Origin of the sequence: Antiquaquibacter soli, assembly GCF_030580675.1 — a bacterium.
Taxonomy (GTDB): domain Bacteria; phylum Actinomycetota; class Actinomycetes; order Actinomycetales; family Microbacteriaceae; genus Rhodoglobus; species Rhodoglobus soli.
Window position 1 is genome coordinate 68,762 of sequence record NZ_JAUQUB010000003.1, and the last position, 25,813, is coordinate 94,574.

At 70.9% G+C, this 25,813-nt stretch carries 29 protein-coding genes; 8 read left to right on the plus strand and 21 right to left on the minus strand.

Annotated features, from left to right (window positions below; genetic code table 11):
* Nucleotides 1-99: 99 nt before the first annotated feature.
* Complete coding sequence (locus Q5716_RS12330; protein WP_305003446.1) at nucleotides 100-975, plus strand: hypothetical protein; 876 nt, start codon at nucleotides 100-102, stop codon at nucleotides 973-975.
* Nucleotides 976-1,041: 66 nt separating this feature from the next.
* Here Q5716_RS12330 and Q5716_RS12335 read toward each other — a convergent pair whose 3' ends face one another.
* Genes Q5716_RS12335 through Q5716_RS12355 form a run of 5 tightly spaced genes read right to left on the minus strand, consistent with a single transcriptional unit; the run spans nucleotide 1,042 to nucleotide 6,326 of the window.
* Nucleotides 1,042-1,920, minus strand: coding sequence for a 1-phosphofructokinase family hexose kinase (locus Q5716_RS12335; RefSeq protein WP_305003447.1), 879 nt, complete (start codon nucleotides 1,918-1,920; stop codon nucleotides 1,042-1,044).
* Nucleotides 1,917-2,369 (minus strand): Rossmann-fold NAD(P)-binding domain-containing protein, encoded by a 453-nt coding sequence (locus Q5716_RS12340; RefSeq protein ID WP_305003448.1) that lies wholly within the window; start codon nucleotides 2,367-2,369, stop codon nucleotides 1,917-1,919. Before Q5716_RS12340 ends, Q5716_RS12335 begins: the two co-directional genes overlap by 4 nt.
* Nucleotides 2,370-2,374: 5 nt before the next feature.
* The gene (locus Q5716_RS12345; protein WP_305003449.1) at nucleotides 2,375-4,114 is read right to left on the minus strand and encodes an IlvD/Edd family dehydratase; all 1,740 of its coding nucleotides are present in this window, start codon (nucleotides 4,112-4,114) and stop codon (nucleotides 2,375-2,377) included.
* 8 nt (nucleotides 4,115-4,122) lie between these two features.
* Entirely contained in the window at nucleotides 4,123-5,487 is a 1,365-nt protein-coding gene (locus tag Q5716_RS12350) for a family 4 glycosyl hydrolase (RefSeq protein ID WP_305003450.1), read from the minus strand.
* The gene (locus Q5716_RS12355; protein WP_305003451.1) at nucleotides 5,484-6,326 is read right to left on the minus strand and encodes a fumarylacetoacetate hydrolase family protein; all 843 of its coding nucleotides are present in this window, start codon (nucleotides 6,324-6,326) and stop codon (nucleotides 5,484-5,486) included. Before Q5716_RS12355 ends, Q5716_RS12350 begins: the two co-directional genes overlap by 4 nt.
* Before the next feature lie 64 nt (nucleotides 6,327-6,390).
* On the opposite strand from Q5716_RS12355, the gene Q5716_RS12360 reads away from it, so the two are divergent.
* A complete protein-coding gene (locus Q5716_RS12360) occupies nucleotides 6,391-6,978 on the plus strand; it encodes a hypothetical protein (protein WP_305003452.1) in 588 nt (195 codons plus the stop codon).
* 9 nt (nucleotides 6,979-6,987) lie between these two features.
* On the opposite strand, the gene Q5716_RS12365 is transcribed toward Q5716_RS12360, so the two are convergent.
* The 8 genes from Q5716_RS12365 to Q5716_RS12400 are packed head-to-tail and all read right to left on the minus strand — an operon-like array spanning nucleotide 6,988 to nucleotide 13,715.
* A complete protein-coding gene (locus Q5716_RS12365) occupies nucleotides 6,988-7,668 on the minus strand; it encodes a polysaccharide deacetylase family protein (protein ID WP_305003453.1) in 681 nt (226 codons plus the stop codon).
* Nucleotides 7,665-7,991 (minus strand): hypothetical protein, encoded by a 327-nt coding sequence (locus Q5716_RS12370; RefSeq protein ID WP_305003454.1) that lies wholly within the window; start codon nucleotides 7,989-7,991, stop codon nucleotides 7,665-7,667. Before Q5716_RS12370 ends, Q5716_RS12365 begins: the two co-directional genes overlap by 4 nt.
* An 11-nt stretch (nucleotides 7,992-8,002) precedes the next feature.
* Nucleotides 8,003-8,821, minus strand: coding sequence for a class II fructose-bisphosphate aldolase (locus tag Q5716_RS12375; RefSeq protein WP_305003455.1), 819 nt, complete (start codon nucleotides 8,819-8,821; stop codon nucleotides 8,003-8,005).
* Nucleotides 8,815-9,594 (minus strand): DeoR/GlpR family DNA-binding transcription regulator, encoded by a 780-nt coding sequence (locus Q5716_RS12380; protein ID WP_305003456.1) that lies wholly within the window; start codon nucleotides 9,592-9,594, stop codon nucleotides 8,815-8,817. The genes Q5716_RS12375 and Q5716_RS12380 overlap by 7 nt, the downstream gene beginning before the upstream one ends.
* On the minus strand, nucleotides 9,578-10,588 hold the full coding sequence (locus tag Q5716_RS12385; RefSeq protein ID WP_305003457.1) for a D-2-hydroxyacid dehydrogenase: 1,011 nt from the start codon (nucleotides 10,586-10,588) through the stop codon (nucleotides 9,578-9,580). Before Q5716_RS12385 ends, Q5716_RS12380 begins: the two co-directional genes overlap by 17 nt.
* Nucleotides 10,589-11,470 (minus strand): carbohydrate ABC transporter permease, encoded by an 882-nt coding sequence (locus Q5716_RS12390; protein WP_305003458.1) that lies wholly within the window; start codon nucleotides 11,468-11,470, stop codon nucleotides 10,589-10,591.
* Nucleotides 11,471-11,472: 2 nt separating this feature from the next.
* Nucleotides 11,473-12,414 carry a carbohydrate ABC transporter permease gene (locus Q5716_RS12395; protein ID WP_305003459.1) on the minus strand — a complete coding sequence of 314 codons (942 nt, stop codon included), beginning with the start codon at nucleotides 12,412-12,414 and terminating at the stop codon, nucleotides 11,473-11,475.
* Nucleotides 12,414-13,715 (minus strand): ABC transporter substrate-binding protein, encoded by a 1,302-nt coding sequence (locus tag Q5716_RS12400; RefSeq protein WP_305003460.1) that lies wholly within the window; start codon nucleotides 13,713-13,715, stop codon nucleotides 12,414-12,416. Before Q5716_RS12400 ends, Q5716_RS12395 begins: the two co-directional genes overlap by 1 nt.
* 196 nt (nucleotides 13,716-13,911) lie before the next feature.
* Between Q5716_RS12400 and Q5716_RS12405 the strand changes: the two genes are divergently transcribed.
* The 3 genes from Q5716_RS12405 to Q5716_RS12415 are packed head-to-tail and all read left to right on the plus strand — an operon-like array spanning nucleotide 13,912 to nucleotide 16,101.
* Nucleotides 13,912-14,817 carry an SIS domain-containing protein gene (locus Q5716_RS12405; RefSeq protein WP_305003461.1) on the plus strand — a complete coding sequence of 302 codons (906 nt, stop codon included), beginning with the start codon at nucleotides 13,912-13,914 and terminating at the stop codon, nucleotides 14,815-14,817.
* The gene (locus Q5716_RS12410; protein WP_305003462.1) at nucleotides 14,817-15,152 is read left to right on the plus strand and encodes a hypothetical protein; all 336 of its coding nucleotides are present in this window, start codon (nucleotides 14,817-14,819) and stop codon (nucleotides 15,150-15,152) included. Before Q5716_RS12405 ends, Q5716_RS12410 begins: the two co-directional genes overlap by 1 nt.
* Nucleotides 15,153-15,162: 10 nt before the next feature.
* A complete protein-coding gene (locus tag Q5716_RS12415; protein WP_305003463.1) occupies nucleotides 15,163-16,101 on the plus strand; it encodes a carbohydrate kinase family protein in 939 nt (312 codons plus the stop codon).
* 342 nt (nucleotides 16,102-16,443) lie between these two features.
* On the opposite strand, the gene Q5716_RS12420 is transcribed toward Q5716_RS12415, so the two are convergent.
* Nucleotides 16,444-16,758, minus strand: a complete 315-nt coding sequence (locus Q5716_RS12420; RefSeq protein ID WP_305003464.1) for a chorismate mutase — start codon at nucleotides 16,756-16,758, stop codon at nucleotides 16,444-16,446.
* 29 nt (nucleotides 16,759-16,787) lie between these two features.
* On the opposite strand from Q5716_RS12420, the gene Q5716_RS12425 reads away from it, so the two are divergent.
* A complete protein-coding gene (locus tag Q5716_RS12425; RefSeq protein WP_305003465.1) occupies nucleotides 16,788-18,008 on the plus strand; it encodes an MFS transporter in 1,221 nt (406 codons plus the stop codon).
* A 95-nt stretch (nucleotides 18,009-18,103) separates the two neighbouring features.
* Here Q5716_RS12425 and Q5716_RS12430 read toward each other — a convergent pair whose 3' ends face one another.
* The gene (locus Q5716_RS12430) at nucleotides 18,104-18,703 is read right to left on the minus strand and encodes a GNAT family N-acetyltransferase (RefSeq protein ID WP_305003466.1); all 600 of its coding nucleotides are present in this window, start codon (nucleotides 18,701-18,703) and stop codon (nucleotides 18,104-18,106) included.
* A gap of 17 nt (nucleotides 18,704-18,720) precedes the next feature.
* On the opposite strand from Q5716_RS12430, the gene Q5716_RS12435 reads away from it, so the two are divergent.
* The gene (locus Q5716_RS12435) at nucleotides 18,721-19,335 is read left to right on the plus strand and encodes a hypothetical protein (RefSeq protein WP_305003467.1); all 615 of its coding nucleotides are present in this window, start codon (nucleotides 18,721-18,723) and stop codon (nucleotides 19,333-19,335) included.
* On the opposite strand, the gene Q5716_RS12440 is transcribed toward Q5716_RS12435, so the two are convergent.
* Nucleotides 19,313-20,128, minus strand: coding sequence for a beta/alpha barrel domain-containing protein (locus Q5716_RS12440; protein ID WP_305003468.1), 816 nt, complete (start codon nucleotides 20,126-20,128; stop codon nucleotides 19,313-19,315). The two genes, Q5716_RS12435 and Q5716_RS12440, sit on opposite strands and share 23 nt — an antisense overlap.
* 71 nt (nucleotides 20,129-20,199) lie before the next feature.
* Entirely contained in the window at nucleotides 20,200-21,156 is a 957-nt protein-coding gene (locus tag Q5716_RS12445; RefSeq protein WP_305003469.1) for a phytanoyl-CoA dioxygenase family protein, read from the minus strand.
* A gap of 69 nt (nucleotides 21,157-21,225) precedes the next feature.
* Here Q5716_RS12445 and Q5716_RS12450 point away from each other — a divergent pair, with 69 nt between their 5' ends.
* Nucleotides 21,226-22,047 (plus strand): helix-turn-helix domain-containing protein, encoded by an 822-nt coding sequence (locus Q5716_RS12450; protein ID WP_305003470.1) that lies wholly within the window; start codon nucleotides 21,226-21,228, stop codon nucleotides 22,045-22,047.
* A 66-nt stretch (nucleotides 22,048-22,113) separates the two neighbouring features.
* On the opposite strand, the gene Q5716_RS12455 is transcribed toward Q5716_RS12450, so the two are convergent.
* From Q5716_RS12455 to Q5716_RS12470, 4 genes are all read right to left on the minus strand, one after another.
* The gene (locus Q5716_RS12455) at nucleotides 22,114-22,584 is read right to left on the minus strand and encodes a VanZ family protein (protein ID WP_305003471.1); all 471 of its coding nucleotides are present in this window, start codon (nucleotides 22,582-22,584) and stop codon (nucleotides 22,114-22,116) included.
* On the minus strand, nucleotides 22,581-23,864 hold the full coding sequence (locus Q5716_RS12460) for an adenylosuccinate synthase (RefSeq protein ID WP_305003472.1): 1,284 nt from the start codon (nucleotides 23,862-23,864) through the stop codon (nucleotides 22,581-22,583). The genes Q5716_RS12455 and Q5716_RS12460 overlap by 4 nt, the downstream gene beginning before the upstream one ends.
* Nucleotides 23,865-23,945: 81 nt before the next feature.
* A complete protein-coding gene (locus Q5716_RS12465) occupies nucleotides 23,946-24,764 on the minus strand; it encodes a hypothetical protein (RefSeq protein WP_305003473.1) in 819 nt (272 codons plus the stop codon).
* A gap of 83 nt (nucleotides 24,765-24,847) precedes the next feature.
* Nucleotides 24,848-25,807 (minus strand): nucleoside hydrolase, encoded by a 960-nt coding sequence (locus Q5716_RS12470; protein ID WP_305003474.1) that lies wholly within the window; start codon nucleotides 25,805-25,807, stop codon nucleotides 24,848-24,850.
* Nucleotides 25,808-25,813: the final 6 nt, after the last annotated feature.

A 25,813-nucleotide genomic window follows, 5' to 3' on the forward strand; every position in this document is an offset into this window, starting at 1 on the left:
CGGGGTTCAGGAGGCCACCGAAACCCCGGTTTCTCTCACCTCGGCACGTGCTGGGGATAGCAGACGGCGTAAGTGGCGCGAGGGAGCCACAGTGACGGGATGCCCCTACCCGACGAACTTGACCCCCGCGGATTCTCCGTTCGCGACGGCCTCCGCGCCGGACTGACCCCCGATCAGTTGCGCGCACGTCGCCTCGTGGCCCCGCACCGGGGCACCCGGTCGACCGCGGCGCCCTCGTCCGTCGAGGAGCGCGCGCACGCTCTCGCTCCTCTCCTGACCGTCGGCGACCGCTTCTCCCACACCACTGCCGCCCTGCTGCACGGGATGCGGCTGCCGTCCGGGCATCGGGAGGTAGCCATGCACCTCACCTCGACCCAGCGCCCGCGAGCGCCACAGATCGCGGGAGTGGCCGGGCACCGGTCGTCGGTAACCGAAACGGTCACGGTGGACGACCTCCCCGCGTCGTCGCCCGTGGTCGCGTGGGTGGAGTGCTCGAGCATCCTCGCTCTCGACGATCTCATCGTGATGGGCGATGGGCTCGTCCGGCGGCGAAGACCGCAGGCCACGATGCCCCTCCTTTCGGCGGCCGTCGAGGGGCATCGCGGTCGTCGAGGTTTCCGCAGTCTCGAGAAAGCGCTCGCGCACATCCGCCCGGGGACCGACTCTGCGAGAGAGACCGAACTGCGCCTGCTCGTTGTGCGAGCGGGCCTGCCGGAGCCCGAGGTCAACGGGGAGATCCGCAACGAGTTCGGCGTGCTGCTCGGCCATGGGGATCTCGTGTTCCGGCGCGAACGGGTGCTCCTGGAGTACGAAGGGCGCCAGCACACCGATCCTCGGCAGTTCGCCATCGACATCGAGCGCCTCGACGTGATCATGGCGGAGAGCTGGCGGGTCATGCGTGTCGACCGAGTGCTCTTCGCCGACAAACACCGCCTTCTCTCCCGCCTGCGCGCCGCTCTCACCAGACCGAGGTGAGAGCAGTCGGGGTCCGCCGGGGCAGGCGACGCCCACCTTCCCTCACCTCGATGATCGGGCGGGGTGCTACTCCGGGGCGAGTATCCCCGGGCCGGGGGTGAGGGCGTTGCGCTCGGCGGCGGCCGTGGCGGCGCGGAGCGCCGTCACGAGCGTGGCCGGGGGCGGCGCCGCGTCGAGGGACGTGAGCAGGCCGGCGAAGAACGCGTCGCCGCTGCCGACGGGGTGGATGCCGCGGCGGGCGGGGGCGGAGGAGTGCACGGAGCCGTCGGATGACACGGCCGCCGCTCCGCGCACCCCGTCGGTGACGACGGCGCTACGGCGCGAGCCGCCGTACCCCGCGAGCGTGGCGGCGAGAGCCGCGGCATCCGTTCCGCCGCCGACGAGGGCCGACGCCTCCGCGACGTTGACCTTCACGAGGTCGGCGAGGGGCAGCAGCCGCGCGAGCGCGTCGCCGTGGGTGTCGAGAGCAAGCTGCCACCCGCGGGACCGCAGCTGCTCGAGGAGGGACGCGAGCTCGTCGAGCGGGGCGCGCACCGAGCCGGAGAGCGCGAGCCATCCGGATCCGGTCACGGCGAGCGCGGCCGCCCCGACCGCGGCGAGCTCGGCCGAGGACAGCTCCGCGGCCGGCTCGTATAGGTCGGTGGACACCGGCGACGAACCGAGCGGGTCGACGATGATGTGGCACGAGCGAGTGGGCGCGTCGACGGGCACCACGCGCAGGTCAAGTCCGGGTACGGATGACGCGATCCACTCGCCCGACGAGCCGCCGAGCGGCGCGACCGCCGCCACGTCAGCGCCGAGCTGAAGCGCCGCGCGCGCCACGTTGAGCCCCTTGCCGCCCGGCACGCGCACAACGGACTCGGTGCGGTTGACCTCGCCGATCGCGAACCCCGGAACGAGGTAGGTGACGTCGACGCTCGGCGAGAGGGCCAGGCACAGGATCACGGCCGGTCCTCCCACGGCCGCACGACCCCGAGGCCGCGCGAGTCGCCGTCCTCGAGCACCTGCAGTGCAGCCGACGACACCTCGGCGGGGGTGTGCCAGCGCCGAGTGACGGGCACCCACCCGAGCTGCAGCACGAGCGGCTCGGACAGGGCGGAGGGGAGGTCGGGGGCCGCCGCGGCGCTCGTCAGCACCCGCACGACGGGGCCCGTGACGGCGGTGCGGATCGCCTCGAGCGACGCGGGACTCACCGCCGGGTCGTACACGAGTGCGGCATCCCACGATCCGTCACCGATGAAGCCGGGCACCGTCGCGTCCGCCGAGAGCGGCACGACGCCGGTGGGCACGGATGACGCATCCCGCGCGACCCCGGTGACGCGGTGGCCCTCCGCGGCGAGCGTCGCCGCGGCCGGCCGGAGAATACCGGTGGCGCCGACGACGAGCACTCGCATGGGAATCAGAATGCCTGCGGACCGACCGCCGCGCCAGAGGCGCCCTGCAGGAAGTCGAGGTCGCAGCCCTCGTCGGCCTGTACGACGTGCTCGACGTAGAGCTTCGTCCAGCCGCGGTCGCTGCCCGGCACGACGACGGGCGACCAGCCGACGGCCCGTGCGGCGAGCTCCTCGTCGGAGACCTCGAGGTGCAGTCGGCGGTTCGGCACGTCCACCTCGATGATGTCGCCGGTGCGCACGAACGCAAGCGGGCCCCCGGCGGCGGCCTCGGGCACGACGTGCAGGATGACCGTGCCGTACGAGGTGCCGGACATGCGCGCATCCGAGATCCGCACCATGTCGGTGACGCCGGCCTGCAGGATGCTGCGCGGCAGAGGCAGGTTCCCGACCTCGGGCATGCCGGGGTAGCCGCGCGGGCCGACGTTGCGCACGACGAGGATGTCGTCGGGCGTGACATCCAGAGACAGGTCGTCGGCGTCGCGCAGGTAGTCCTGCAGCGAGTCCCACACGAGCGCGCGGCCGCGATGGGTCATGAGCTCGGGGGCGGCGGCGGCCTGCTTGATGACGGCGCCGCGCGGGGCGAGGTTGCCGCGCAGCACGGCGATGCCGCTGCCGGCCGGCTTCACGGGGTTGTCGAGGGTGCGGATGACCTCGCGATCCCACGCTTGCGCGTCGGCGTAGTTCTCTCCGAGCGTCGACCCGGTGACGGTGAACGCGCTCTCGTGCAGCAGCGGCCCGAGCGTGGAGACGAACGCGCCGACACCGCCCGCCCGCTCGAACTCCTCCATGAGGAAGCGGCCCGAGGGCATGAGGTCGACGATTGTCGGGATGTCTCGCACGAGGGTGTCGAAGTCGTCGAGCTCGAGCGGCACACCCACCCGCCGCGCGAGCGCGAGGAGGTGGATGACGACGTTGGTGGACCCGCCGAGCGCCGCATTCGCGCGCACCCCGTTTTCGAACGCCTCGCGGGTGAGCACCTTCGAGGGGCGCAGGTCTTCGGCGACCATCTCGACGATGCGGCGGCCGGCGACGTGGGCGAGGGTCGCGCGGCGCGAGTCGGCGGCGGGCAGGGCGGCGCTGCCGGGGAGCTGCATGCCCATGACCTCGGCGACGGACGCCATCGACGACGCGGTGCCCATCGTCATGCAGTGGCCCTGGCTGCGGGACATCCCGGCCTCCGCCTCGGCGACCTCCTCGGCGCCGATGCGGCCCGCGCGGTACTCCTCGGTGAAGCGCCACACCGAGGTGCCCGACCCGATGTCGGTGCCGCGGTAGCGCCCGTTCAGCATCGGCCCGCCGGTGAGCAGCAGGGCGGGGATATCGACGGATGCCGCGCCCATCAGGTACGCCGGAGTGGTCTTGTCGCACCCCGCGAGCAGCACCACCCCGTCGAGCGGGTTGGCGCGGAGCGTCTCCTCGAGGTCCATCGCGATGAGGTTGCGCAGCAGCATCGCGGTGGGGCGCACGAGCGGTTCGCCCGCCGAGGTCGTCGGGAACTCGAACGGCACGCCTCCCGCCTGCCAGATGCCGCGCTTGACGTGCTCCGCGAGCGCACGGAGGTGGATGTTGCAGCTCGTGAGCTCGCTCCAGCTGGAGGCGATTCCGATCACGGGCCGCCCGCGGAACGTGTCATCCGGGAGGCCCTCGGAGCGCATCCACGACCGGTGCATGAACCCGGTCTTGCCTTCGGCGCCGAACCACTGCTGGCTGCGAAGCGACGCTGCTTCGCCGTTGGTGATCGTCATGGTTCCCCTTACTGGAACTGCGGGAGGAAGCGGAGCTGCTCGGCGATGAGGTCGTCGGTGAGGGCGGCCGCGGCATCCGGGTCGAAGACGGCGCCGTCGGCGAGCATCGCCTCGACGACGAGGTCGCGGTCGCCCGTCATGGCGGCCTCGACCGCGATGCCGACCGACGCGAGCCGCCGCTGGAGGATGGCGGTGAGCGGCGCCGACAGGTCGGGGACCGAGATCGGCCGGATGCCCCGAGCCGTCGCCACGCCGGGGATCTCGACGGCGGCGCCGTCGGGCAGTCCCGGCACGAGGCCGTTGTTGATGACGTTGCACGAGAACATCTCGCGCGAGTCGTTCGTGATGGAGCGGATGATGGCGATGAGCTGCTCCTGCTCGCCTCCGGAGCGGTCGAAGATCGACTCGTCGAGGGGCTCCTCGCCGATCGCCTGCCGGCGCATCCCCTGGTAGCGGTTCTCTCCCCACTCCAGGATCTCCTCGAGGGAGAACGCGTCCAGCCCGAGCTTCTTGCCGTAGTAGTCCCCGGTGAGGAAGCGCTCGGGGAAGAACTCGACGACGTGCCGGTCGCCGGCGGCGGCGAACGCGCCGTATCGGTCGAAGAGCTCCCACGCGAACGGGTTGTGCCACGCGCTCGGGGTGTCGTAGAAGATGTTGCCGATGACCGCCGGGTCGGGGGTCTCGGCGAGTTCACGGTGGACGCGCTCGCGGATGATCGGCCACGCGTCCTGGCCGTCGACGCGGAAGTCGTAGATGAACGTCAGGTGGTTGATGCCGGCGTAGAGCGTGGAGGTGCGCTCGAACGGAACGTCGATCAGCTGGGCGAGCTCTCGCTGGATGTGGTGCATCCCGTGGCAGAGGCCGACCGCCTCGACGCCCGCATACTGCGTGATCGCCTGGATGTTCGCAGTCATCGGGTTGGAGTAGTTGAAGTAGAAGGCGTCCGGCGCGAGCTCGGCGATGTCGCGTGCGATGTCGACGATCACGGGAGTCGTGCGCAGCAGTCGCGAGATTCCGCCGGGCATGATCGAGTCGCCGACGGGCTGGAAGACGCCGTGCCTCATGCACGTCTCCCAGTCGGCCTGCCACGCGGGCCGCCCGCCGACGCCGACGCACGTGACGACGAAGTCCGCGCCGGGCAGCACCGCGCGGCGGTCGAGGCTCGAGGTGACCCGGATGCTGTCGCCCACGCCGCGGGAGGCGACCATCGCCTCGGCGAGCCGGGTGGCGACGCTCAGGTTCTCCTCGTCGACGTCGACGAGTCGGATCTCCCAGGCGCCGAGGTCGGTCGCGCCGATGAGGTCGGCGAGGAGCCCGCGGGTGAAGACGGCGGACCCGGCGCCGATGAGGACGAGGGTGCGGCGGTCGGTCATGCGGTCTCCTGTTCTGCGAGGCTGCGGTAGAGGATGCGGTTCCTGAGGCGACCGATGCCGTCGACGCCGACCTCCACGACGTCGCCGTGCTGGAGGTACCGCGGCGGCGTGCGGAAGCCGCCCGCGCCGGCGGGCGTCCCGGTGAGGATGATGTCGCCCGGCTCGAGCGTGGTGCCGCGGCCGATGTAGGCGAGCAGCGCGGGGAGGTCGAAGACGAGGGAGGCGGTCGAGTCATCCTGGAGCACTTCGCCGTTGACGGTGGTCCAGAGCCGCAGCGCGTGCGGGTCGGCGACCTCCGCGGCGGGGACGAGCCACGGGCCGAGGGGCGTGAACCCGTCGAACGACTTAGCCCGCGTCCACTGGCCGTCGGAGAACTGCACGTCACGGGCGGACACGTCGTTGGAGACGGTGTAGGCGGCGATGTCGTCGATCGTGGCGGGCTCGGCGCCGCCGCAGCGCCGGCCGACGACCACGGCGAGCTCGACCTCGTAATCGACCTGCGTCGCGATCGCGTCGGGGACGAGGATGTCGCTGCCGTGGCCGGTGAGCGAACTCGGGTACTTCGCGAACGTGAGCGGCGCCGTCGGGGCGGTGAAGCCGGTCTCGAGGGTGTGGTCGACGTAGTTGAGGCCGACGGCGATGATCTTGCCGGGGCGGGCGATCGGGGCGAGGAACTCGACGGTGTCGAGGTCGACGGAGGACCACTCGGCGACGTCGGCGCTCTCGGCGCCCAGGAGTTCGAGCGGGTCGTCGCGCTCCTCGGGCGCGACGACGGCGGTGACTCCGTCGGTGAGGATCAGGCGCGGGGCGCCCTCGACGAGCGCACGGGCGACTCTCATTGCGGATCTCCTTCGAACGGAATCATCCTGTCACAAGTGCGCAGAAATGAGCAAGAATGAGCAGATGCAGATCACGACGCCCCGGCCGACGCGCGGCCCCGCCTCGATCGCCCAGGGTGTGTACGGCGCCGCGGGAAACCTCGAGCTCATCGTCGCCGACGCCGTCGACGGCCTGTGGGTGCACTGGTTCAACGCCGACCCGCTCGGCACGCAGCCGGTCTCCGGGGTGGAGCCGGGCCAGTGGAGCGGCGGGATGCTGTTCGCCGAGGGCACCGCGTACGAGAGCGCGGTCATCCACCAGTCCCGACGCGGACCCGACTACCTCGAGGTGATCGCGGTGCGCGCGGACGGCGGCGCGGAGTCCTGGTACTGGTCGCCCGGGCCCGGGTTCCAACGACGCGACGGCATGCTGCCCGGGAGCGGGGCCGCCGTGCTGTCGGAGCACGAGCGCGGGTTCCTCCTCCAGCTCGGGGAGCGGGTCTTCGCGGCGAGCGCGCGCGACTACCCGGCTCTGCCCTGGCACGAGGTCACTCCGACCGACGCGGACCCCGGCACGCTGCGGATCGCGGTCTCGACGCGCGACGGCGGGATGCTCGAGCTCGCGTACCGCCGCGACGGCGCCCTCCACCACGACGCCGTGCCCCTCGCCTGAGTCCGCGCGTCAGTTCACGCGGTGGATCATCGTGTTCGCGAACTGGTAGCGGTAGCCCGCGTCCTTCACCGCGCGGTCGTGCAGCGGGCTCTGCCCGTACGACGAGCCGTGCAGCCACACGAAAGCGGGCGCCGGCTGACCGGTGACCGCCTCGAGCGCGGCCTTCGACTCGACGACCTCGCGCCGGATGTCCGCCTCGTCGAGCACCGTGTCGAAGCCCTCGTGGTGGGCGGTGTGCGGGAAGACCACGTGCCGCGTGGAGAGGTCGGCGACCTCGTCCCAGCTCATCGCGATCCGACCGCCCTGCTTGTCCTCCTCGACGAGCGAGATCCAGTGCGAGCGCGCGAACGCCTCCTGGAACTCCGGGTCGCAGTCGACGAACGACGTCGCGATGGGGAACCACCCGGTGAGTCCGAACTTCTCGCACAGGGGAGCGGCGACCGTCGCCGAGTTGCGGTAGCCCTCGTAGAACACGGGGATGAGCCCCGGCTTGTCCTTGTGCCACGTGCCCGTCTCGAACAGCCGGTCCAGGTCGTCGAGCGTCACGGGGGCGTAGTCGCGCGCGAAGCCCTCGAGCTCGCGCTCGAGCTCGGCGGCGTCGCTGCGGGGCGTCGAGTGGTAGTTGACGACGCGGATGAAGTGGCCCGCCGCGAACTGCGCGCGCGTGGTGTCGAGGCTCGGCTTGGTCACTGGGCTGCCCCCTCGGTCGAGCCCGGCGCGAAGTGCGTCATAGCGAGCACCTGCATCACGGTGATGACCGCTCCCTCGTCGTCGGGTCGCGCCCACGGCACGAGCGCGGCGGTGTACTCGTCGACGACCTCGACGAGGGCGGCGCCGGTCGCGAGAGCCGAGGCATCCGTGCTCGGCGGAATCGTGCCCCGCTCGTCGGCGAGGCCCAGGATCATCGGGATGCCCTCCCGCTCGAGCCGCCGCTCGTGGCCGGCGCGGAGCACCCCCTGGATGTCGCCGGCGGCGAGCAGCTCGTCGAGAGTGGGCGGGGTCGTGACAGACACGAGAGGTCCTTTCAGGAGACGGAGGTGATCACGCCGACGAGGCGCTCCACCGTGGACTGGATGGATGCCCGCGCCGCGGTGAGGGCGGCCCGCGGGTCGGCCTTGCCGTCGGCGAGCCCCGCCCGCAGCGCGTCGGAGTAGTCGACGGACAGCTGCGTGCCGACGTTGACCTTGCGGATGCCCGCCGCCACGGCCTCGGCGAGCGCGGCATCCGGCACCCCCGACGAGCCGTGCAGCACGAGGGGAACGGGCACGGCGGTCGCGAGCGACTCGATGAGCGCGACATCGGGGCGGGCATCCCGCGCGGTCATCGCGTGCGACGTGCCGACCGCGACGGCCAGCCCGTCGACGCCGGTGGCGGCGACGAACTCGGCGGCCTCGGCGGGGTCGGTGCGCACTCCGGGCGCGTGGGCGCCGTCCTTGCCGCCGATCTCGCCGAGCTCCGCCTCCACCCACACGCCGCGCGAGCGGCCGAGCTCGGCAACCCGAGCGGTGAGCTCCACGTTGTCGTCGTAGGGGAGCGTGGACGCGTCGATCATGACGGAGCCGAAGCCGAGGTCGATGGCGTGCTCGATGAGCGCCGGGTCCTCGCAGTGGTCGAGGTGCAGGCCGACCGGCACATCGGCGGCGTCGGCGAGCGCGAGGCACGCCGCCGCGATCGGCGCGAGCGAGCCGTGGTAGCGCACGGCGTTGTGCGAGACGGAGAGCAGCACCGGCGAGCGGCGCGCGACCGCCCCCGCGACGATGCCCTGCGCGTACTCGAGCGTGATGACGTTGAACGCGGCGACCGCACGGCCGCCCGCGAGGATCTCGGCGGCGGTGCTCAGCATGTGATGACGTCGATGGACAGCGCTCGGAACCGCTCGAGCGTGTCCTCGTCGGCGCCCGTATCGGTGATGAGCGTCGTCACGGCCGAGATGGGCACGAGCTTCGCGGGGCCGCGCTGGGCGAACTTGCTGTGGTCGGCGAGCAGGATGAGCTCGGCGGCGCTCGAGGCGAGCGAGCGGTCGGTCTGCGTCTCGTTGAGGTTGGTTCCGGTGACGCCGATCTCCGGGTCGACGCCGAACGCTCCCGAGAACACCTTGTCGACGCCGAACTCGGACAGGCCGGCGATGGTCAGGTGGCCGAGGAGCGACATCTCGGTGCGGCGCAGCACCCCGCCGAGCACGACGAGGTCGATCTCCGGGTACTGGGAGAGGCGGTTGACGACCATGAGGCTGTTCGTGAGCACCGTGAGGCCGTGCTTGAGCCCGAGGTACGGCAGCATCGCCTCGGTCGTCGTTCCGCCGAGGATGAGGACCGTGGAGTGGTCGTCGACGAGCGTCGCGGCGCGCTCGCCGATGCGCTGCTTCTCGGCCGGGTACGACACCTCGCGCAGCGGGCGGATCGGCTCGACGTCGTCGGAGAGCGGCGCGGCACCGCCGTGCACTCGCTCGAGCAGTCCCTTTTCCTGCAGCTCGTTGAGGTCGCGGCGCACCGTCGACGCGCTCACCCCGAGCACACGAGCGAGCTCCGTGACGTGCCCGGTGCCGTAGGCGCGGATGTAGTTGAGCAGCTCGCGCTGGCGCTTCGGTCCGAGCAGGGGTTCAGTAGCCGGCGTCACGGTCCACCTCGTTCAGTAGGGGTCGGCCGTCCTCGAGCCGACGCAGGTTCTCGACCACGAGGTCGAGCGTTTGTGCATGATACTGCGGAGCCAGTCCGGCGACGTGCGGCGTCATGACGACCCCGGGCTCCGTCCACCACACGGAGTCGGCGGGCAGCGGCTCCTCGTCGAACACGTCGACCGCAATGCCGCCGATGCGCCCGTCGCGCAGTCGCTCCAGCGCGGCCGCCTCGTCGACGATGCCGCCCCGGGCGATGTTCACGAGGAAGGCGCCCGGCTTCAGCAGGTCGAGCTCGGCGGGCCCGATGAGGCCCGCGGTCTCGGCCGTGAGGGGAACGACCACGACGACGAAGTCGGCTCGGCGGAGGGCATCCGTCAGTCCGTCCCTGCCGACGATCTCGGCGCGGTCCTCGCCGTGCGCGAGCCGGCCGGTGTCGAATTTGTGGTCGGATGCCGCGGGCGCACCCGAGCGGGAGACGCCGATGACGTGCATCCCGAACGCCGTCGCCAGCCGGGAGATCTCGCGCCCGATGCGCCCGTAGCCGACGATCGTCACCGTGGACCCGGGCAGCGGGTACGGCGTGAGGCGCTCGAGCCGCTCCGCGTTCGACGGCCACTGCCGCTGCTCCACGTACTGGGCGATGAGAGGTCCGCGGTGAGCGAGCTGCAGGATCGACATCATCGCGTACTCCGCCATCGGCACGGGGGCGATGCCGCCGAGGGTGGCGATCGGGATGCCCGTTCCCCACAGGTCGGTGACGCGCACGTGGTCGACGCCCGACGTGTCGAGCTGCACGCAGCGCAGCGCCGGAACGAGCGACGCCGCCGGGAACCACGCGCTCGTGTGGAGCAGGTCGACCCGGGCGAGAAGCTCGGGGTCGACGGGCGCGCCGGCCTCCACGCGGTGGATGTCGACGTGCGGCAGTCGGGAGGCGAGCTCCGCGAACCAGCTGTCCGGCAGGGGCAGCGTGCAGAGGTAGGTCAGAGGTGCCATCTAGCGGATGCCGCTCCTCGCGAAGCCCTGCACGAAGTAGCGCTGGAAGACCAGGAACAGGATGACGATCGGGATGACCGAGATGAGCGCGAGCGCCATGATCGCGTTGTAGTCCGGCGTGGTCTGGCCCTTGAGGTAGAGCAAGCCGATCGGCAGGGTGAACAGGTCGGGGTCCTTGAGCGCGATGAGGGGCCACGCGAAGTCGTTCCACGTGCCCATGAGCGTGAGCAGGGTGAGCACCGCCAGCAGCGGCTTGCACAGCGGCAGCACGATCTGCACGAAGATGCGCACGTGGCCGGCGCCGTCGATGCGCGCGGCCTCGATGAGCTCGTTCGGGATGCTGATGATGAACTGCCGCGCGAGGAAGATGCCGAACGCCGCGGCCGCCGACGGCAGGATGACCGACCAGTACGTTCCCGCAATGCCGAGGCCCGACACGAGCTTGAACTGGGCGACCATGATCACCTGCACCGGGATCATCATCGTCGAGAGCACGAGCAGGAAGATCGCGGTGTTGCCGGGGAACTTCAGCCGGGCGAACGCGTAGCCCGCGAGCATGTTCACGACGACCGTGAACGCCGTGACGAAGAGCCCGATCACGACCGAGTTCACGAACCAGTCCGCGACCGGGAAGCGGCTGAACACCGTCTCGAAGTTCTCGAGGGTGAGCGTGCTCGGCCAATAGCGCAGTTCCTGGGTGAAGAGCTCGCCGCGGGGGGAGAACGCGACGACGAGCATCCAGTACAGCGGGAAGATGACGATCGCCGACACGACGACCGCGATCGCCACGCGACCGGCGAGGGCGAGCGGATGCCCGTCCCGGCGGCCGCGGCGCCTCTTCTGTATCGGCTGGTCGAGCGCCAGCGGGGAATCGATCGCCATGCCTACTCCACCAGGTCCCGGGTGCGGCTCGTGCGCCACTGGATGTATGTGAATGCGAGCGTGATGACGAGCAGGACGACACCGATGGCCGCCCCGTACCCCTGCTCACGGATCTGGAACCCGTTGCGGTAGGCGTAGGTCCCGAGCACGGACGTGGAGTAGCCGGGGCCGCCGCCCGTCATCACGAATATGAGGTCGAAGGCCTGGAAGGAGGCGATGACGTTCATGATCAGCAGGAAGAACGTCGACGGCCCGACGAGCGGCACCGTGATGGAGCGGAACTGCTGCCAGCGGCTCGCGCCGTCGATGCGCGCGGCCTCGTAGAGCTCGGGCGAGATGCCCTGCAATCCCGCCAGGTAGATGATCATGTTGAACCCGATGCGCAGCCAGATCGAGGCGATGATGACCGAGAGCATCGCGGGGATGCTGCCCGACTGCCACTCGACGGCCGGCAGGCCCAGCGCGAGGAGGGTCTTATTGATGATGCCCGTCGACTGGTAGAAGATGATGACCGCGATCATGCCGGATGCCACGCCCGAGATGACCATGGGGAGCACGATGATCGTGCGGAAGACGCCGCGGCCCGGAAGCACCGAGTTGAGAAGCACGGCGAGACCGAGCCCGCCGATCATGTCGATCGGCACCGTGAAGACGGTCAACACGACGGTGTTCCACAGGCTCTGCCAGAACACCGGGTCGCCGACGAGCTTGGCGTAGTTGTCGAGGCCGACCCACTCCGGGTCGCCGAAGCCCTTCGTCTCCTGGAAGCTCAGGCCAATGGCCCAGAGGATCGGCCAGAAGAGGAACACGGCCATGAGGATGAGGTTGGGGGCGAGGAAGCCGTAGCCGACCGCCGCCTCCCTCAGCCGGGAGGTGATGCGAGGCGCGCCCGGCCGGGGCGAGGTGCGAACCCCGCCCCGGCCGGTCGCCGTCGTGCTGGTCACTACTGGGTGATCTCCGTGATGCCGGCCGAGATGTTGGCCAGCGTGTCGGCGGTGGACTGACCGCCGACGAAGGCGAGCTCGAGCTGGTCCTGCAGGACCACGGCGATCTCGGCCATGTACGGGGAGGTGAGCTGCTTGACGTCGCTCGGCTCGATCGTCGTCGCCTGCTGCACGAAGATCGGCATCAGGTCGGGACGGGTCGTGTAGGCGATGTCCTTGTCGGCGAGCGAGAGCAGCGTCGGCAGCTCCATGGTCTGGGCGCAGAACGTCTCCATCGAGTCCTCCTGCACCATGAACTTCAGGAACTTGGCGGCGAGGTCGGGGCTGTCGGTGCCGGCCGTCGCGACGAGGGCGTTGCCGCCGAGGTCGGTCGCGCCGCGCTCGTCGACCGGCATGAACGTCGCGGTCCACTCGAACTCGTTGAAGTACTCCATGTCGGGAACGAGGAACGAGCCCACGAACGCCATGGCGGCGGTCTGCTCGGCGAACACCGAGTCGGCGTAGCCGGAGGACTTCACCGAGCTCGTCGGCGGCACCCAGTTCTTCTCGAAGAAGCTCTTCGTGAAGTCGAGGGCCTTCTCGCCGGCGGCGGAGTCGATCGCGGGCGTCACGCCGTCCTCCTCGAGGAGCGCGCCGTCGGCCTCGAACAGCCAGCTGAGCCAGCGCGGCGTGCCGCCGAGCTGCCAGTTGTAGACGAACGGGTACTGCTCCGCCGGCAGGGATGCCCGGAGCTTCTCCGCCACGTCGGCGAACTCGTCCCACGTCCAGGCGTCCTCGAGGGTCGTCGGGATGTCGGTGATGCCGGCCGCCTCGAGGAGGGCGGTGTTGAGCAGGAGGGCCGAGACATCCGTCTGGTGGGGCACTCCGTACTGTGCGCCGTCATAGGAGACGGCCTCCCACAGGGCGGGCACGAACGCGTCGGCCTCCTCCTGCGTGAAGTAGTCGGTGATGTCGAGCAGCTGCTCCTGGCTCGAGTAGACGCCGAGGTTGCCGTAGTCGACACGGAAGATGTCGGGGGCGTCGCCGGAGGCGAGCTGCGCGTCGATGTTGCTGAACATCTGGTCGTAGGGAACCACGTTCAGGTCGATGGTCACCCCCTCATTCTCGTCCTCGAACTGGGCGATGAGCTGCTCGAACGCGGCCTGCTCGGTCTCGCTCGCCCAGGTGGTGAAGGTCAGGGTCTGGGGCTCGCCCTCGCCGGAGTTGCCGCCGCCGCCGCCGAAGCCGGCACAGCTGGACAGGAGGAGCCCGCCCGCAGCGAGGACGCTGGCGGTGCCCAGGAGCTTTTTGCTGTGGTGCACGTTGTTCCCTTCGAGAGATCAGTCGACCCGCCGCGGAAGAGGTGCCGCGTCGCGCCCGTGGTTCTCGGAAGTATGACTGACCGGCGACGAAATAGTCAATAACTTCCAAACTCTGCGCGTTTCTGATTGAATCTGCTCATATCGCTGCGTCCGGCAGTCGGACGAGCGATGCCTGCAACAACGTGAGGACGTGCCGATGACCGACACAGCCGCGCTCCCGGGCGCGATCACCACCGCCGAGCTGACCAGCCAGCCCGAGATGTGGCGACAGGCGCTCAGCCTGCCCTCCGACGTGCTCGGGCTGCTCCCCCAGGCGGGCGAGAAGGTGCTCGTCGTCGGCTGCGGAACCTCGTACTACATCGGCGACTCCTACGCCTACCTCCGCAACGACGCGGGAGTCGGCCGCACCCGCGCCGCCATCCCCACCGAGCTGAACTGGGTCGACGACGACGAGCACATCGTCGTCATCTCGCGCTCCGGCACGACCGCCGACGTCATCGACATCGTCGAGCGCTACCAGTCGACCCACCGCATCACCGCGATCATCGGCGATCTCGACACGCCGCTCGGCGAGCTCGTGCCCCGCCGGGTCCACCTCGGGTTCGCGGACGAGAAGTCCATCGTGCAGACGCGGTTCGCGAGCACCGTGCTCACGACGCTGCGGGCATCCATCGGCGCAGTCCCCGACTCGCTCGTCGACGACGCCGTCGCCGCCCTCGCGGCGGACCTGCCCATGGATCCCGCCGACGTGCGCCACGTCGTGTTCCTCGGCCACCGCTGGACCTCGGGCATCGCCCAGGAGGCCGCCCTCAAGATCCGCGAGTCGGCCGGATTCTGGACCGAGGCCTACCCGGTGTGGGAGTACCAGCACGGCCCCATCTCGTGCGCGGGCCCCGGCTCCCTCGTGTGGGTTCTCGGCGAGGTCCCCGACTCGGTCGCCGCCGACGTGCTCGAGACCGGAGCGACGCTGCACGGCGCCACCCTCGACCCGCAGGCGAGCCTCGTCATGGCGCACCGACTCGCCGTGGCGCTCGCGGCGTTGCGCGGTCGCAACCCGGATACTCCCCCCTTCCTGAACCGCTCGGTCCTCTCCGTCGACTGATGCCGGTCGTCCAGGTCTTCGCCCCCGAGGCCGGCGACGTCGCCGCCCTGCTCGCCGAGCTCGCCGACGGCGTCGCTCACGCGTTAGGCCTCGGGGGCGGGGATGTCATCGCGACGTTCGTGCCCGTCTCCGCGACCGTCGCGTCGGGTGGGGGCCCGGGTGCCGGCTCGGACTCGTGGCCGATCGTCGCGTTCCACGGGTCGCGACGCGGAGGCGACCTCGAGGCGGGGGCAGTGGCGGCAGCCGAGGCGGCGGTGCGCTCGTGGGCACGAGAGGCGGGCATCCCGACCGGCGGGGTCTGGACCGAGTGGGTCGAGCCCGGGCTCGGGGCCTAGAGTGGCGGCCATGGGTCGGCTTCTCGTGGTGGGAGAACTGTGCGTCGACCTCATCGTCGAGCTCGACGGGCCCATCGACTTCGGGCAGGCCGAGCGGATCGTTCCCTCGACGACTCTCGCGATGGGGAGCTCCTCGGCGATCACGGCGTGCGGTGCCGCGCGCCTCGGCGTGCCCACGTCGCTCGTCTCCGTGCGCGGCGACGACGTCTTCGGCCGCTTCCTCGCGAGCGAGCTCGATCGGCTCGGCGTGGAGCAGAGCCAGGTGCGCGTGGATGCCTCCACCCCCACCGGCTCGTCCACGCACCTCACCCGCCCCGACGGCGACCGCGCCATCCTCACCGCGATGGGGTCGATCGGGGCCGTCAGGGCCGAGGACGTGGACCTCGCGGGCGCCGCTCGGATTCACGTCGGGAGCTACTTCCTGCAGCACGCGCTGTGGCCGGGACTGCCCGGTCTCTTCGCCGAGGCCCGCGCTCGCGGCATCCCCACCTCGCTCGACCCGAACTTCGACCCCGCCGAGACGTGGGACTCCGGGCTTCTGCCGCTCCTCGAGCACGTCGATGTGCTGTTCTGCAACGAGCAGGAGGCGACGGGCATCACGGGGGAGGAATCGCTCGATGCCGCCATCGACGCGCTGCTGGCCGCGATGCCGGCGGATGCGCGGGTGATCGCGAAGCGCGGGGCCGAGGGCGCGGTGCTCGCGAGCGGGGATGCCCGCACGCTCGCCACCGCGCCGGCGCTCGAGTGGCCTCTCGTCGACACGGTCGGTGCGGGTGACAGCCTCGCCGCGGGATACCTCGCGGCGATACTCCGCGGCCTCCCACCGACGGAGGCGCTGCGCTGGGGCGTCGCGGCCGGGACGCTCTCGACTCGCGCGGCGGGTGGCACCGGACAGCAAGCGACGGCCGAGGAGGCCGAGCGATTCGCTCGGCTCTCGACCGTCGCCTGACCTCGAGGGCACCACCCCGATCGAGGCCCTTGCAGCCCTTCGCAGGCTCGCGGTGGATCACCGCGCTTGGAGGACCCTCGCGCCACCCGGGCTCGGTGTCGTCTTCCACGTCCGCAACGGGAACTCTGCATTCTTGCCGGACCACGTTCTGGGGGGACGAACCGACTGCAGTGAACCCTCGTCTGGACGACGTGAGCTTCGGGCGGCGCGAGGGAGCTTGCGCCGAGGGGATCCGGCTCCGATGTCGCGCCACCCGGCGGTTCCATCAGGGCCTTCTGCCCCTCTTCTGATTAGTGAGAGGGGCGTCGGCCCGAGTCATGACGCGAGCGTGGAAAAAAAGTCCTACGAGTTGTCGGCGACCGGAACGGCGCCCGTGGCGAGGGACTCGTGATGGTGGATGACCTCGGCCACGATGAAGTTCAGGAACTTCTCCGCGAACGCGGGGTCGAGGTGCGACTCCTCCGCGAGCGCCCGCAATCGCGCGACCTGAACGGCCTCGCGATCGGGGTCCGAGGCGGGCAGCCCCGTACGGGCCTTGAGCACGCCGACCTGCTGGGTGAACTTGAAGCGCTCGGCGAGCAGGTGCACGAGCGCGGCGTCGATGTTGTCGATGCTCTGGCGCAGGGCCAGGAGCTCCGCGGGCGTGGTCTCGCTCATGCCCCCAATCTACCTGCGAAGCTGGGGTCATGAGGCGCTCCGCGGTCCTGTACTTCGCCGCCGATTTCGCCTCGCTCCTCGGCAACTCGGCCATCGGCCTCGTGCTGCCGTGGCTCGTTCTGGTGCGCACGGGCGACCCCGCGGCCGCGGGGCTCGTGGCCGCAGCATCCGCCGCTCCCGGCTTCGTCGCGGCGATCGTCGGCGGCGCCCTCATCGACCGGCTCGGGAGACGGCGCGTGACGATCCTCGCCGACGTCGGGAGCGCCGTCGCGGTGGCGCTGCTGCCCGTCGTGGATGCGACGCTCGGCCTCTCCGTGGCGTGGTTCGTGGGCCTGGGCATCCTGGGCGCTCTGTTCGATGTGCCGGGCATGACCGCGCGCGACGCGCTGCTCCCCGACGTCGCGCGCGCCTCGGGCCTGCCGATCGACCGGGTGTCGGGCATCCGGGAGTCGCTGTTCGGGGCGTCGTTCCTCGCCGGGCCGCTGCTCGCGGGAGCCGGGCTCGCCGTGCTGCCCGCGCCTACCGTGCTGTGGCTGACGGCCGGATGCTCCGCTCTCGCCGCGCTCCTGACGCTCGCTCTCCCCCGCACCGTCGGGGCGACCCCCGCCGAGCGACCGAAGCAGGCGGGCTGGGCCGCCCTGCGAGAGGGACTCGGCACCCTGCGCGGCAGCCCCGTCGCACTGGCGACGACGCTCCTCGCGGTCGGCTCGGTGCTCGCGATCAGCCCGCTGCAGGGGGTCGTGCTCCCGGTGCTGTTCGAGGCGATCGATGCTCCGGGGCTGCTCGGCCTCACCCTCGCGACGTTCGCGGTCGGACTCATCGGCGGGTCGCTCGGCTACGGCCCTCTCGCAGGGCGGATCGGTCGGCGGCGGGTGCTCGTGACGGCTCTCACGGTGTCGCTCGTCGGGGTGGCGGCGTTCGCGGTCGCGCCGATCCCCGCCGTCGCTTTCGGCGCGGCGGTGTGCGTCGGCTTCGGCTTCGGGGTGCTCAACCCGATGTTCCCGGTGCTCGTGGCGGAGCGCATCCCGGAGTCCGCCCGCGGTCGCGTGCTGGGCCTGCAGAACGCCGGCTACCTCGCGGCGTTCCCCCTGGGCGTGCTGCTTGCCGGGCTCGTCGTGAGCTGGGGCGGGGTGCAGGCCGGGGCGGTGGCGACGGCGGCGGTGTGGGCGGTCATCGTGGTGCTCGCCCTGCGGGCGCGCGGGCTGCGCGACCTCGAGCCGGTGCCGGCGCCGGCCCCTCCCACCTCCTAACCCTGTTTCTCAGGAATATCCGGGTACCGAGTGCACTATCCACTCGGCGGCGGCATATTCCTGAGAAACAGGGTGGGCGGGATGCTCAGCCACGCCTACTCGAACGCGGCGAGCCGCTCCTCGAGCCGGGCGCGCACCTCGGGCCACTCGTCGACGAGGATCGAGTACACCGCGGTGTCCCGCCACGAGCCGTCCGCGCGCAACTGGTCGCGGCGCACGATGCCCTCGAAAGTGGCGCCGAGCTTGAGGATCGCCGCCCGGGAGCGGGAGTTCAGGGCATCCGCCTGCAGCTTGACGCGGCCGAAGCCGGCATCGAAGGCCTCGCCGAGCATGAGGAGCTTGGCCTCGGGGTTCACGGCCGTGCCCCACACCGACGGCGACCACGCCGTCCAGCCGATGTGCGCGTGCTCGCGCGCCTCGTCGAAGTCGCCGAGGGTCGAGGTGCCGACGAGCCGGCCGTCGGGCAGCCGCGCGGCGTAGACGTTGTTGCGCTCGAGCGCGTAGTAGCCGTCGGCGAACTCGAGGAAGCCCTCGAGGGTCGAGCGATACCCGGCCGGACCACCGCCGTAGCCGCCCGCGAAGACCTCCGGGGTGCCGATCGCCACGAAAAGCTCGGGGAGCGCATCCCGCGTCAGCGGTTCGAGGCGGATGAACCGGCCCTCGATCGTGCGAGGTGCGGGTCTCGTGGCTGCCATCCCACTATCCTCGCAGCGTGAACAACTCTTGGGTTCGGACTCCGCTCGTGCGCGTCGCGGCGTCGGCGGTCTCCTGGTTCGGTTTCGCCCTCGCGTTCGGCCTCCTCTACCAGGTGGCGCTCGCGGTCATCGCGCTCGGCGGGTACTGCGCGAGCGGCGGCCCCTACGAGATCGCCGTGGAGTGCCCCGAGAACGTCGTCGCCTTTGCGCCCCTCAGCATCTTCGGCGGGCTGATCGCCGTCGGCATCGGCGTCTTCTTCTCGAACGGGTTCGGCGCACAGCTGACGGCGTGGGCGTGGGCGATCCTGTTCATCGGCCTCGCAGTGCCCTTCGCGATCGGCGGCGGGGTCAGCAACTGGTTCGTGTGCGTATTGTTCGTGCTCATGGGCGCGGCGCCGCTCGTGCTCGAGTTGCGCGCGAATGCGGCGCGGGCGTTCATCGGCTCGCGCACCGCGGGCGGCGAGGCCTTCGCGTTCAGGAACGGCGACCGCCGCTCCCTCATGTCGATGACCGCGCCGGCGGAGGGCACCGTCACGCCGAACGCGGGTCACGCGCTCGCAGGGTTCCTCGTGCCTGCGGTCTCGGCCGCGCTCGGCGTGCTCCTCGCGATCAGCTGGTTCCGCGCGAGCTGAGGGCGGCGAGCTCGACCGCGAGGTCGCGCAGCGCGAGCGCCTGGAGCCAGCGGTCGCCCTCCTCGACGCCGTCGCGGGCCGGCGCGTAGTAGTTGACCGGCGAGAGCAGTTCCGGCACGAAGACGACCTCGCCGCGGGCGCGGGAGAACGTGCGCGACCACAGCTCGCGGAAGTGCTCCACGAACGGGGCGTCGGGGTACGCCGTGACATCCACCTGGATGCTCCCCGGCGAGCCGATGCGGCCGTGGATCAGCTCGACGCGCTCGAACACGGGCTCGAGCATCCCGAGCTTCGCGTCCCAGTCGCCGTAGACCATCTCGACGCCGGTGTACCAGTGGGAGAAGTCGCCCGTGAGCCGCAGGCCGGGGTGCCGCTCGATGAGGCGCACGGTGCGCCACGGGTCCTGCGTGATCGTGGCGCGGTGGGTCTCGACGAGCATCGCGACGCCGGTGCGGATGCCCGCTGCCTCGATCTCGTCGAGCAGGGCATCCGCGTCCTGGTCGCTCTCGAAGCCGGTGCCCACGTGGAGGGAGACGCGGCTCGCGCCGAGCTCGGCGTGGGCCTCGGCGATCCGGGTCGCGTCGCCCGGTGCGACCACGCGACCCATCCCGGCGTACTCGAGGCCGGCAGCGGTGGCGAGCTGAGCGGTACCGCGTAACCGCCGCCCGGGACGGGCGTCGGCGCTGGCGTCGCGGCGAAGGCCAGAAATGGCCTTCGCTCCTAGCTCCAGCGCGCCTTGGGCAAGCACGAACCCCTCGGCCCGCGCCGCCGCATAGCGCTCCGACGGCGGCACCTGCCCGAGCTCCGAGTGCTCGGGCAGGTCCGCGAGGGTGTCGGTGTGGATGCCGAGGACGAGCCGATCGCTCAGACCGGGCGCCCGTTCGGCTTCGTCGCGACGTTGCCGGCGCTGCAGTACGAGCCGGGGCTGTGCACGCCGTGGGCGACGCGCAGTTCGAATTCGGCGTCGTCGGTCAGCTCGGGCTCGAAGCGCTCGGAGACGTTCCACGCGAAGCCCGGGGTGCCGGGGTTCTGGCGCTGCCACTCGGCGCGGCCGAGGGCGATGAGGCGCAGGCGCTGGTCGACGAACGAGGCATCCCACGGGCCCTCCGCGAGGATCTGCTCGGCCGAGCGGAACTCGTAGTAGATGGTGCGGCGCAGCTTGTTGGCGAGCGTCGCCTCCGAGCCGTGCACGAGCATGACGTCGTGCACGAGCACGTCGCCGGGGTTGAGCTCGGTCTGGATGACACCGGGCGCATCCCACCCGTACTCCTCCTGCAGCTGGCACACGTCCACGATCTGCTTGTGCGACCCCGGGGCGACGCGGAGCGATCCCGCCCCCTTGCGGCTCTCGTCGAGGTACACGTCGACGTTGAAGATGCGGAAGTTGCGGGGGTGCACCGCGTCCTGGTGCCAGTCGATGGGGGCGCCATCGCCGGTGTTCTTGAAGACGAGCGACTCGTAGGTGGGCACGAAGTTGGGACCGGCGAGGCTCTCCGCGATGCCGAGCATCTCGGGGCTGCCGAGCAGTTCGAGCGACGCGGCCTCCTGCTTGTTGTGCAGGTAGTTGATGCGGAACAGCACTCGGCCGGAGGGACGGGTCGCGAAGTTGTAGTCGCCGTCGCCGTCGGTCTCGTTCTCGAGGGCGTGTCCGTCGGCGATCCAGCGGGTGCTCGCATCCTGCAGCTTGGCGAGGAGGTCGGCGGGGATGCGGTTGCGCAGGATCACGTAGCCGTGCTCGTCGAAGTGGGCGATCTCCTCGGGGGTGAGGTGGTAGTCGCGGGGCGTGACCGTCGGCGTCGACGGGGAGATGGTGGTCGTCATGCAGCCACAGTAGGGTTGGGATTCCCGCGGAGCATCCGGCTTCCGCCCCGACGATTCCGGAAAACCACCGTGCCTGATCTCGTCGAACCCGCCCAGCACGGCGACACGTTCGGGTTCTCCGCGTGGCGCGGGAGGCCGTGGGTGATGCCCGCGCCGCACGCGCACAACGACATCGAGATCAACGTGTGCCCCGACGAGCTCGTCTACGAGTCCGGTGGCCGCACGACCGTCTTCCCTGCCGGGGTGCCGTGCGCGTTCTGGGGCGCCCGACCGCACCAGCTCATCCAGGCGGGCGACGACTTCGCGTTCGTCACCGTGCCGCTCGCGCAGTTCATGTCGTGGGGCGTGCACGAGTCGATCGCGGACGGCCTCCTGCACGGCGCACTCCTGATCGGAGACGACCGGATGCCGCTGCTCGACTCCTTCGAACGCTGGGCCCACGACCTCGGCTCGCCGTCCGCGCTCGGGCACCGCGCCGCCGCCCTCGAGGTGGAGGCACTGCTCTACCGGATGGCCGGGGGCACGTGGGCATCGACTGTTCCGGCGGGGGATCGGTCATCCCGCGACCTCGACCGCGCGAGCCGCATGGCGTCGTTCATCGCCGAGCACGCCGGGGAGGACATTCGGCTCGCCGACATCGCGGCGTCGATCCCGCTTCACCAGAACCGAGCATCCGCACTGTTCCGGTCGGTCTTCGGGACCTCGGTGACGGCGTACCTCGGGCAGTTCCGGGTCGCGGAGGCGCAGCGGCTGCTGCTCACCACCGACCTGACGTCGGCGGCGGTCGCCGGGCGCGCGGGCTTCCAGTCGCTGAGCGCCTACCACGAGACGTTCGTGCGGGTGGCGGGCGTCACGCCGTCGCAGTGGCGCGCGGCGAACCGGCGGGGGTGACTCGCAGAGCTCGACGCGCGCGGGAGGTGCTGCCGACCGCGGGAGCAGCGGCACCAGCGCGCGGCACTAGCCCCCGCGCGGGCGGGATCGCAAGGACATCAGCAGCCACGCCGCACCCCACCCGATCCCCGCGCCGAGGGTGTTCGTGATGAGGTCGTTCACGTCGGCCGTACGCCCGAGATCGGACACGTACTGCACGACCTCGATCGTGAGCGAGACCGCGAGTCCCGCGGCGAGCGCGAGCACGAGCCGCCACCCGAGTGTCGCGAGCAGCAGCCCCAGCGGCACGAAGACCCCGGTGTTGAGGATCGCGTCGAACGCCGATCCGCGACCGTCGGGCCAGGGCACGAGGTTGAGGCGCACGCCGCGACCGGTGCCCGGGCGCACCGTCATGAACACGGTGGCGAGCATCCACACGACCACTGCCGCCCACGCGAGGCGACGACCGCGCGCGTGGGTGATGGCACGCACCACCCCGTACACCGCGAGCGCGACGAGTACCGCTGCGAACAGCGGATAGGCGAACCGGTCGGTCACACCAGGTCGTGCCGCACGACGATCGCGTCTCGCGACGGCCCGACGCCGATCGCCGAGATGCGCGCCCCGCTCATGGCCTCGAGGGCGAGGATGTAGTCCTGCGCGTTCTTCGGGAGGTCCTCGAAGGAGCGGGCGCCCGAGATGTCCTCGGACCAGCCGGGGAACTCCTCGTAGATGGGCTTCGCGTGGTGGAAGTCGGACTGGTTGACGGGCATCTCGTCGAAGCGCTCACCGTTGACGTCGTAGGCGACGCACACGGGGATCGTCTCGAGGCCGGTAAGGATGTCGAGCTTCGTGATGACGTAGTCGGTGATGCCGTTGATGCGCGCCGAGTACCGGGCGATCGGGGCGTCGTACCAGCCGGTGCGGCGCGGGCGACCCGTCGTCGTTCCGAACTCGAAGCCGCGCGTGCGCAGCCAGTCGCCCGACTCGTCGTGCAGCTCCGTCGGGAACGGGCCCGCCCCGACGCGAGTGATGTAGGCCTTCGCGATGCCGATGACGCGGTCGATGCGGTTCGGCGCAACGCCCGAGCCGGTGGATGCCCCGCCCGAGGTCGAGTTCGACGAGGTGACGAACGGGTAGGTGCCGTGGTCGACATCGAGCATCGTCGCCTGCCCGCCCTCGAAGACCACGGTCTTGCCGGCGTCGAGCGCCTGGTTGAGCAGGAGCCCGGTGTCGGCGACCATGGGGCGCAGGCGGTCGGCGTAGGAGAGCAGGTCGTCCACGATCTCATCGACGGAGATCGCTCGACGGTTGTAGATCTTGACCAGCAGGTGGTTCTTCTGGTGGAGCGCGCCCTCGACCTTCTGGCGCAGGATGTTCTCGTCGAAGAGGTCCTGGATGCGGATGCCGACCCGGTTGATCTTGTCCGCGTAGGCCGGACCGATGCCGCGGCCGGTGGTGCCGATCTGGCGCTTGCCGAGGAAGCGCTCCGTGACCTTGTCGAGGGTGCGGTGGTACTGCGTGATGACGTGGGCGTTCGCGCTCACGACGAGCTTCGAGACATCCACTCCGCGGCTCGCGAGCGCGGTGAGCTCGTCAAACAGCACCTCGATGTCGACGACGACGCCGTTGCCGATGACCGGAACGACGCCGGGGGTGAGGATGCCCGACGGCAGCAGGTGGAGTGCGTACTTCTGGTCGCCGACGACGACGGTGTGCCCGGCGTTGTTACCGCCGTTGAACTTGACGACGTAGTCGATGCGGTCGGCGAGGAGGTCGGTGGCCTTGCCCTTGCCCTCGTCGCCCCACTGGGCGCCGATGATGACGATTGCTGGCACGGGGGCTCCCTTGAGTCGGGCCGCGGTGGTGGTCGCGGCGGCATCGGGCGACGCCGATGCGGGTGGGGATTACGCCTCAGTCTACCGGCGGGCCGTGCGACGCGACTGCAGGAGCACGAGCACGCCGCCGAGTGCGAGCAGGGCGGCGATCGGCGCCGCGGGCGCCCACGGAGTCGACCCGGTCGCCGCGAGCTGGGGCGCGACCGGGATGGGCACGCCCACGTAGAGGAGGATGCGGTAGGTGGCGCCCGATCGCTCGCCGCCCGGCGGGGTGCACGCGAGGGCGTAGCTGACGTCGAGGACGCCGACGAACTCGGTGCCCTCCTTCAACCCGATCTGGATGGGACCACCGGTGCCGTTGGGCGGCCCGACCACGAAATCGTCGTTCTCCGGCACCGAGGTGACGCGGATCTCGCACTCGGAGTAGCGCGGCCAGTAGAGGCCCGGCAGCTCGAACTCGCCCATGCCGCCGCCCGCGGGGATCGCGATCTGGGCGGGCACGGCCGCGGCCGGCCAGACGACTTCCGACGAGACGCCGAAGTACGCGGCGAGGTAGTAGGAGCGCTGCGTGCCGTCGCCCAGGTCGGCGACGAGGGTGACGGGAGCGACTGCGGGGGTGTCGTTCGCTGCCGTCACCGTGATGCTCGGGATCGACCCCGCGGTCTCCGTCCAGGAGACGTCCGCGGCGGAAGGGTTGTTCGTCACCGCGAGCGAGCCGCTCGGCCCCACGCACAACCCGGGGATTGCGAACGTCGCCTCACCCCCGGCCGCGGCCTCGATCATCGTCGTCGACGGGTCGGGCAGTGCGGGAGTGCACGCGGCCGACGCGGGACTCGCGGCGAGGACGACCCCGCCGAGGCCGATCACGGCGGCGGTGCTGAGAGCGATCAATCGGCGCACGGTGGCCTCTCGGGTCCGAAGGGTGCTGCGGTCGAGCCGAGCCTAGCGGCGGGTCGACGCCCACCGATAGCGGCGCTCAGCGTTCACGCTCCCAGCGCGGCGACGAGCTTGTCGGGGAAGCTCCCGTCGGTCACGAGCGCGACGCGGCAGGTGGCCCCGGGCTGGTCCGGGAAGCCCCGGTAGCGACCACGCGTGTCGACGATGGTCGCACCGCGTCCCGGCCCGTCGCTGCAGTCGACCTCGACGTGCAGGAGCGGGAACACGCTCGGCACCATCTCCCCGGTGAGGATGCCCGCCGCGAGCGCATCGTGGCAGGGGGAGCACCGCCGTCCGTAGGACTCGAAACCGTATCCGCCGAAGTAGAAGTCCGTCGTCGCGGCAACGAACCGCGTCACGGGGGTGTTGGCGGCGACGAGCCGCTCGCGGTGCTCCTCGGTGACGATCTCCGTCATCGTCACATCCAAGGGCACGAGCGTCGTCGGCCACGGGGCGCCGAGCACGCGGCGCGCCGCCTCCGGGTCGTGGATGATGTTCGCCTCCGCCGCGGGGGACTGGTTGCCCGCGACATCCGCCGCTCCCCCCATGATGACGAGGTCGACGACGCGCTCGGTGAGGTCATCGATCGCGTCGAGCGCGTGCGCGACGTTCGTGAGCGGGCCGACTGCGAGCATCCGGAGCCGACCGCGGTAGCGCGCCGACAGCTGGTCGATGAGTTCGACCGCGGACAGGGATGACACGCTCGTCGACACCTCCACGGGCAACCCCGAGTCGCCCAGCCCGTCGCCGCCGTGCACGTGCGTGGCGAGGTAGGTGACCTCGCCGACGAGCGGGTTCTCCGCCCCGATGGCGACGGGGATGTCCTCACGGCCGACCAGCTCGAGCACGCGGATCGAGTTGTGCGCGCACTGAGCGGCGGTGTTGTTGCCGAACACGCTCGTGATTCCGACGACGTCGATGTCATCGCGGTGCAGGAGGTACAGCAGGGCCATGGCGTCGTCGACGCCGGTGTCGCAGTCGACCAGGACGGGGGTTCGTTCGCTCACGGGAGC

Coding starts and splice junctions, on each gene's coding strand:
- Q5716_RS12330 (WP_305003446.1), top strand. CDS start 100: ATGCCCCTACCCGACGAACTTGACCCCCGCGGATTCTCCGTTCGCGAC.
- Q5716_RS12340 (WP_305003448.1), bottom strand. CDS start 2,369: ATGCGAGTGCTCGTCGTCGGCGCCACCGGTATTCTCCGGCCGGCCGCG.
- Q5716_RS12345 (WP_305003449.1), bottom strand. CDS start 4,114: ATGACGATCACCAACGGCGAAGCAGCGTCGCTTCGCAGCCAGCAGTGG.
- Q5716_RS12350 (WP_305003450.1), bottom strand. CDS start 5,487: ATGACCGACCGCCGCACCCTCGTCCTCATCGGCGCCGGGTCCGCCGTC.
- Q5716_RS12355 (WP_305003451.1), bottom strand. CDS start 6,326: ATGAGAGTCGCCCGTGCGCTCGTCGAGGGCGCCCCGCGCCTGATCCTC.
- Q5716_RS12360 (WP_305003452.1), top strand. CDS start 6,391: ATGCAGATCACGACGCCCCGGCCGACGCGCGGCCCCGCCTCGATCGCC.
- Q5716_RS12375 (WP_305003455.1), bottom strand. CDS start 8,821: ATGCTGAGCACCGCCGCCGAGATCCTCGCGGGCGGCCGTGCGGTCGCC.
- Q5716_RS12385 (WP_305003457.1), bottom strand. CDS start 10,588: ATGGCACCTCTGACCTACCTCTGCACGCTGCCCCTGCCGGACAGCTGG.
- Q5716_RS12390 (WP_305003458.1), bottom strand. CDS start 11,470: ATGGCGATCGATTCCCCGCTGGCGCTCGACCAGCCGATACAGAAGAGG.
- Q5716_RS12405 (WP_305003461.1), top strand. CDS start 13,912: ATGACCGACACAGCCGCGCTCCCGGGCGCGATCACCACCGCCGAGCTG.
- Q5716_RS12410 (WP_305003462.1), top strand. CDS start 14,817: ATGCCGGTCGTCCAGGTCTTCGCCCCCGAGGCCGGCGACGTCGCCGCC.
- Q5716_RS12415 (WP_305003463.1), top strand. CDS start 15,163: ATGGGTCGGCTTCTCGTGGTGGGAGAACTGTGCGTCGACCTCATCGTC.
- Q5716_RS12420 (WP_305003464.1), bottom strand. CDS start 16,758: ATGAGCGAGACCACGCCCGCGGAGCTCCTGGCCCTGCGCCAGAGCATC.
- Q5716_RS12425 (WP_305003465.1), top strand. CDS start 16,788: ATGAGGCGCTCCGCGGTCCTGTACTTCGCCGCCGATTTCGCCTCGCTC.
- Q5716_RS12430 (WP_305003466.1), bottom strand. CDS start 18,703: ATGGCAGCCACGAGACCCGCACCTCGCACGATCGAGGGCCGGTTCATC.
- Q5716_RS12445 (WP_305003469.1), bottom strand. CDS start 21,156: ATGACGACCACCATCTCCCCGTCGACGCCGACGGTCACGCCCCGCGAC.